We start from the raw sequence: 5939 nt of genomic DNA on the forward strand, positions 1-5939 counted from the left end.
ATGGTGCCGATCACCCGGTCAATGTACTCATCCAGTTCCCGGTCATTGACGCAGTTCATCTTGGACAGCTTTTGCTTGATAATACCCTTACACAGCGAGAGCCGTTTTTCCGAGGGCTGGGTGTTAAACCATTCCCGGAAGAAGGCGCTGTCTCCACCAGACAGCCTCCATGCCTTTGCGGTGCTGTCTTTGTTGTCGTCTACGTCCACCCGAGCCATCTCTGCGTTGACTGTGGTGAAATCCACGCGGGCGTCCTTGTCCCTCAGCGAGAACCCGCCCTCCAAATGCTCCAGTTGCAGGGGTTCATAGGCTTCCGAAAACAGGCTGGGGCCGGTCTCCAGCATAAACTGGGGGAAGCGCAAGGCAGCAGCTTCGTCTGCAAATTCCTCGTTTATGCGGAACTGATTCATCTTGTCACGCACCTCTAAAGGAGTCTGGCTCAAAGCGGTATTGTCGGCCTGGTTGATCTCATCTTCATAGGTTTTGTTCTGTTGCAGGGCCTGTGACAGCATGGGATCTGACTGCATGGTTCCATCCTGCACGGATTGCTCCGCCTCTAGCGTAGCCGCTTCAAAGCGCGCCTTCAAATCTGTACCGTCTACCTCTGGGAGTTCCGGTTCATCAACAGAAAGCTGCGTCAGGGAAAGTTGCTCCGATTCCGGGGCAGAGACAGCCGCTGGGGCCTCCACATCCTGCGCCCGGTAATCACGGCTGCTGAAACCGGCGCTGTTCAGCCCGGCCACCACCTTTTCCAGCGTCTGGTGAAAATCGGCGGAGGAGGTAATGACATAGGAGAGGTTCAGCACTTCACTACGATTTTTCTGCGTGTAGGGCAGGCGAAGTACACGCCCCAAAATCTGCTCTACATCCACCGCAGAAGTGCGGTTTGCCACCGTGGCCAGCACATAGGCAAAGGGACAGTCCCAGCCTTCTTTCAGCGCGTTGACAGTGATGATGTACCGAATGGGACAGTCTGGGGACAGCAAATCCACGCTTTTCAGCTCGTCCCTATCGCCTGTTTTGATAGCGATTTCACGCTCGGGAATCCCGCCGTCCACCAGTGTTTTCTTGATTTTCTCATATGTGGTACTGTCTGCATTGTTGCGGGGCTGCGCCTGGAACAAGACGATAGGGCGGATATAGCGTCCGCTGGTTTCCTGTTCGCGTTTGGCCTGAGCCTCCAGCTTGGCACGGATGGCGATGGCATCCCCATATACATCCACCTGGGACCGGCGGTTATAGACGATGACCGGCAGCTTGACCATGTTGGCCTTTTTCAGCCGTGCAGCGTCCACAAAGGCGATGATGTTGCTTTTCTTTTTGGGCGTGGCGGTCAGGTCAAACACAAAGCTGGGGTTGAAATTTTTCAGCATTTCCACGCTCAAATCCGAGGTGGCATGATGGCTTTCGTCCACGATGACCACCGGATTCAGATAGCGGATCACCTGGATCAGCGCCGTCTCATCGGTGTCGGCCAGCAAAACCGATGGGTCGTCCATCCACTTAGAAAAGTCAGCCAGGTAACCGTTTTCCTGGTAAGCTTTGCGCCCTTCCTTTTTGCTGGTGCGGAAGGAATCATAGCTGAAGACAAACAGGGAGAGCTGTTCTGTGACGACAGAAGGGGTGAAATTCTGCCCCATGAGCGCCTGCTCTTTGGAGTACACCTGTACCCGCCCGCCAAAATCCACATCCAGCCGCTGCCGGTAGGGATGGTCCGGGTTTTCAAGCGCCTTGCGGGTCTGGGTCAGAATGGCTTCGGAGGGCACCAGCCACACCACAGCCTTGGCCCGGCGCTGAGGCATGGCATCAAAAATCGTGCGCAAAGAACTGGCGGCGATGTAGGTCTTGCCGCCGCCGGTAGGCACCTTGGCGCACACATGAGGCACGCCGGGGAGAACATCCACATAGTTGGGCATACCGCCAAAACCCACCAGAACATTCTTTTCGTTCCAGAGGGCTTGATACGCCTTTGCCGGGCTTTGCAGCTCCACCACCAGCTCCAGATAGCGCGCAAGATCGGCAATGACTTCTTTCTGATACGATTTCAGTTCCATTTCTTCACGCTCCTTTACAGCCGGGCAATATCCCGTGGAATTTTCTTGAAGGTGATATTGTGCTTGCGCAGCGTCTCCTGTGGGATAGCGCACAGGTCAGCGTAGATGGTGTAGCCCTCGGCTTTGGTCTGGATGGTAGCTAAAAAGGCATGATCCAGTGTGGTGACGCTTTCCCGCTTATAATAAAAGTAATAGGCAGTGTTGCGGCACAAACCCATGAAATAGGGCTCGTCCACGGGCTGCTCAGCAGATAGAGACTCTTTGGTCTCCATATAGTAGACGTATTCCCGAATCTTCTGCAAGCCCACTTCCTCGTTGAGGTTTCCATCCGGCATCAAAAGAACTGGTCCTAGCTCGTAGTAACTGAAATTGCCGCCGGTACCCTTCACGGCTTTTTTACCCTCTCCATAGCCGTCAATCACACGCTTGACACGCTCGGCGGTAATGTTGTCGGCGTAGTCCATCATTTCTACCAGGATGAATTTACGGTTGCCGCCGTCGGCCTTGTTCATATTCAGCACAGCATGGGCAGTAGTGCCTGAACCAGCAAAGGAGTCGAGAACTATATCTTTATCTGAAGCTATCCATTTTACAATTCTATCGAGTAATAAAACGCTTTTTTCTGTATCAAATCCAGCATATGAACCAGACAAAAGAATGTCCATCCAGTTGTCGCTCAATAGTTTCCCGGATTGTGGCGGTACATAATACTGGATCGTGCCCGTTTCATTCATTCGGACAAAGTCCAGTTTTTCATTGGTCGCCATCAGATGCTCAATATAGTAATCATCAATGGACATCTTATCTGCATATTCAGAAAGAAATTTTTCATAATTTTTAGTTGCTTTGCTGGCTCTTGTTTTTTCCCATCTCCATTGACCTTTTTCTGGGCAGTATCCAAAGATTTCATATCGCATAGTAGGTCTATCTGTTCCACGCCAAAATGTATCCCATTTTCCTGCTTTTTCAATTTCAAAGTCTTTGGAAAGTTTGGGAAGTTTAGCTTGAGGATTCTTAGAATACAAGTAAATATACTCATGCCCTAGTGATAACGCCTGCACAGTTTCAAACTGGGCCTGAACATTTTTGATACCTCGACGCACAGAAATACAATTTCTAAAATTTGCAACCCCAAATATTTCATCCATGATACATTTGAGATTTGCATATTCAAAAACATCAATACTTACAAAAATAAATCCATCTTCTGCCAAAAGCCGTTGCAACAGCTTCAGGCGGGGATACATCATGCACAACCATTTATCATGCCGAGAAAGATCCTCGCCTTCTCTGCCCACCACTTCACCCAGCCACTTTTTGATCTTGGGATCATTGACGTTATCGTTATACACCCAGCCTTCATTGCCGGTGTTGTAGGGTGGATCGATGTAGATACACTTCACTTTGCCTTCGTACCGGGGCAGCAAGGCTTTCAGCGCCTCCAGGTTATCACCGTGGATAATCATGTTTTCACTGCCATTATCCTCGGTGTGCTGTCCGGCTTCATCATAGCTGTACTGGCGCTCCAACACCCGATAAGGCACCTCCTGGTGGTGATTTACCACCTTATCTTTTCCAATCCATTCAAGTGTTGGCATGGGAATTATCCTCCTGTCGGTTTGGTGCTTGATTGGCTGCGTTAGTATTTATCATTTGAGCAAACGCACCAGCTACCTTTGCAAGCTCTGTCTGTCCTTTTTGGATGATCTGTTGCTGATCCATTGCCTCCATCATCCCTTTCGGAACATACGGATTCTGAATGGTTTCCCATGTGATTTTATCCTTATATCCAAGAGAAATAGCCATTTTCTCAAGTAATTTATCTTGTGCTTGCTGCATTTGCTTTAACTGTATTTCATCTGGGTCCTTGACACAAAGTGCATGATAGTATTCACTCCAAGCCTGTCGAACATTTTTATCATCCGAAAAAACAATATCAATAATGTTCATGGCTCGTGTACTTTCTACAGACCATCCTACTCGATTTATCATCAACGTCTTAAATATATCCATTTTATCTTTCCGTCTTTGAGCCCGCTCTTGAAGATATTGGCCAACAAATACAGCAACCACAGGAATAAGCAATACCGCGATTAAGTTTAGAATTGTCATGATTATTTCAAATATAGTCATTGCGTTTTTCTCCCTTTCTTTTCCTCTTGACATTTCGGGAAAATATCCACAACATCTCCAATATTGACTCCGAGTACGCCGCAAATTTTCCCCAGCGTTTCCAATGTCACTTCTTCATCTCGGTTCAGTTTTGTCATGGTGTTGGGGGCGATCCCCGCTGCTCGCCGCAGATCAGCCTTGCTCATTTTTCGGTCAATGAGCAGTTTCCAGAGTTTATTGTAAGAGATGACCATATTGGTGCCCTCCGGTCAGAGAATTCGACTTTTTTATTATATCAGATATTGACGCTTGGGACAATTGGTTTTCGCACCCCCATGCGAAAATAGTCAACCAAGGCCGAGGGTTCTGCAAGGCTTCTTCGTAGGCTCTGTCCAGCCACCGCTGAACAAATACAGGCACAGAAATCTGCCCGCTATACGGGCAAATCTCTGTGCCTGTTTTGCCTGTTCGGGCAGAGGAGCATCCATTGTGTGGGAACAGGATGGATAGTCACTGCACGGACAGGCGGGGTGTCCAGAGGGGCGCAGCCTCTTTGGCTCTGGGTTTCCAATAGGGGCGAGCAGCATCCCTGTTGGCACACGATTTTCCGTAGGAAAGTCTAGTGTGTTATACCTTTGTGGAGCAGATGGCAGCCGGAATTGTAGCACGCCCCGGAAAGTGTGGCTACAGTTGCGGCGTTCTGGCGGGAAAGGTTGCCCCTTACGGGGCGGCATGAGCGACAGAAAAAGGATGGCAGGCGGTGCGAATATGCACTGTCTGCCATCCTTGTCATCTGCGGAACAAAGGTATATCAAAGCCCCGTCAGCAGCTGCTTACCATCGTATCAGAACCACCACGGCAGCTTCCCGCGCAGACTGTCCATCGCCTCGCCCTCAACCTTCTTCGTCCGGCTCTCGCTGAGATGGAAATGGAGTGCTGTGCCGATCAGCGGGTGCTCAATACCATCGGTAAATCCATAGCGATACAGCAGATAAGTCTGCTCTCTGGCAGTCAGCTTGTCCATCGCCGCATACAATTCCATTAGCTGTTCTTTTTGGATATAGATTTGTTCCGGCGTTTGGGTGTGAGGGTCAGCAATGGCCTCGATTCGCAGCATCCGTTCATCATCTGAGAGAACGTCATCCAGATATACTCTCTGGAAGCCGGGGCCGTCTTTCTTATCCACCATCCGTTGTTCAAACTGAGCGAGGGCTGCGCGAATGCAGTCCGTCATGGCATTGCGGATTGCCGGTGCCGCATAGGTCAGGAATTTCATACCCCGTCCGGCGTCAAATAAAGGAATCGCGTTCAGCAGGCCGATACTTCCCTCCTGCACTAAATCATCTAAATCCATTCCAATATCATTTTCATCCAGACCCATGCTCCGGTATTGCTCCAACGCGATTTTTCGGATGAATCCCAGATTGTTTTCCAGCAAAATATCACGGGCAGCCGTATCCCCTGCCTGCGCCAGCTTGCACAGCCGCTCATTGCTCAGGGCCGGCATTTTGTTTCTCCTGCGCGTGGTCTAAGGTGGATTGGAGAAATTCCGTCAGCGCCTGACCGAACTTGTCCAACGCTTCCTTTTGCACGCCGTCCATTCCTGCCGCGCTCTGGGTAACGGCGGCGGAAATCATTTCGGGTGTGATGGTCGGTGCCTGGACATCTTGGCCTTTTGTCAATTCGGAGAACATCTGCTGGGTGATGCCTTTGGTCAAGGTTTGTGCCGCCGTAAAATCGTTACCAATCTCTTTCTTCACTTCCCGCAGCGCC

At 50.2% G+C, this 5939-nt stretch carries 5 protein-coding genes and 1 pseudogene; all 6 read right to left on the bottom strand.

Annotated features, from left to right (window positions below):
* A partial coding sequence (locus tag H6B10_RS12020) for a DEAD/DEAH box helicase (RefSeq protein WP_204651825.1) occupies positions 1 to 2054 on the bottom strand: 2054 nt, incomplete at its 3' end.
* A 14-nt stretch (positions 2055 to 2068) separates the two neighbouring features.
* Positions 2069 to 3652: a site-specific DNA-methyltransferase gene (locus H6B10_RS12025; RefSeq protein ID WP_204651826.1), complete on the bottom strand. Its 1584-nt coding sequence runs from the start codon at positions 3650 to 3652 to the stop codon at positions 2069 to 2071.
* Positions 3639 to 4187 (bottom strand): DUF6680 family protein, encoded by a 549-nt coding sequence (locus H6B10_RS12030; RefSeq protein ID WP_204651827.1) that lies wholly within the window; start codon positions 4185 to 4187, stop codon positions 3639 to 3641. Before H6B10_RS12030 ends, H6B10_RS12025 begins: the two co-directional genes overlap by 14 nt.
* Positions 4184 to 4420 carry a helix-turn-helix domain-containing protein gene (locus H6B10_RS12035; RefSeq protein WP_148317959.1) on the bottom strand — a complete coding sequence of 79 codons (237 nt, stop codon included), beginning with the start codon at positions 4418 to 4420 and terminating at the stop codon, positions 4184 to 4186. Before H6B10_RS12035 ends, H6B10_RS12030 begins: the two co-directional genes overlap by 4 nt.
* A gap of 590 nt (positions 4421 to 5010) precedes the next feature.
* Positions 5011 to 5673 (bottom strand): sigma-70 family RNA polymerase sigma factor, encoded by a 663-nt coding sequence (locus tag H6B10_RS12040; RefSeq protein ID WP_148317957.1) that lies wholly within the window; start codon positions 5671 to 5673, stop codon positions 5011 to 5013.
* Positions 5654 to 5939, bottom strand: a pseudogene (locus H6B10_RS12045) (XRE family transcriptional regulator); the annotation flags it as partial. The pseudogene H6B10_RS12045 and the gene H6B10_RS12040, both read right to left, overlap by 20 nt.

Source organism: Gemmiger formicilis (genome assembly GCF_016901605.1).
GTDB classification, from domain to species: Bacteria; Bacillota; Clostridia; order Oscillospirales; family Ruminococcaceae; genus Gemmiger; species Gemmiger formicilis_B.

What these genes read in the sequence shown, in the direction of transcription:
- H6B10_RS12025 (WP_204651826.1), bottom strand. Translation starts at nt 3,652, where the DNA reads ATGCCAACACTTGAATGGATTGGAAAAGATAAGGTGGTAAATCACCAC.
- H6B10_RS12030 (WP_204651827.1), bottom strand. Translation starts at nt 4,187, where the DNA reads ATGACTATATTTGAAATAATCATGACAATTCTAAACTTAATCGCGGTA.
- H6B10_RS12035 (WP_148317959.1), bottom strand. Translation starts at nt 4,420, where the DNA reads ATGGTCATCTCTTACAATAAACTCTGGAAACTGCTCATTGACCGAAAA.
- H6B10_RS12040 (WP_148317957.1), bottom strand. Translation starts at nt 5,673, where the DNA reads ATGCCGGCCCTGAGCAATGAGCGGCTGTGCAAGCTGGCGCAGGCAGGG.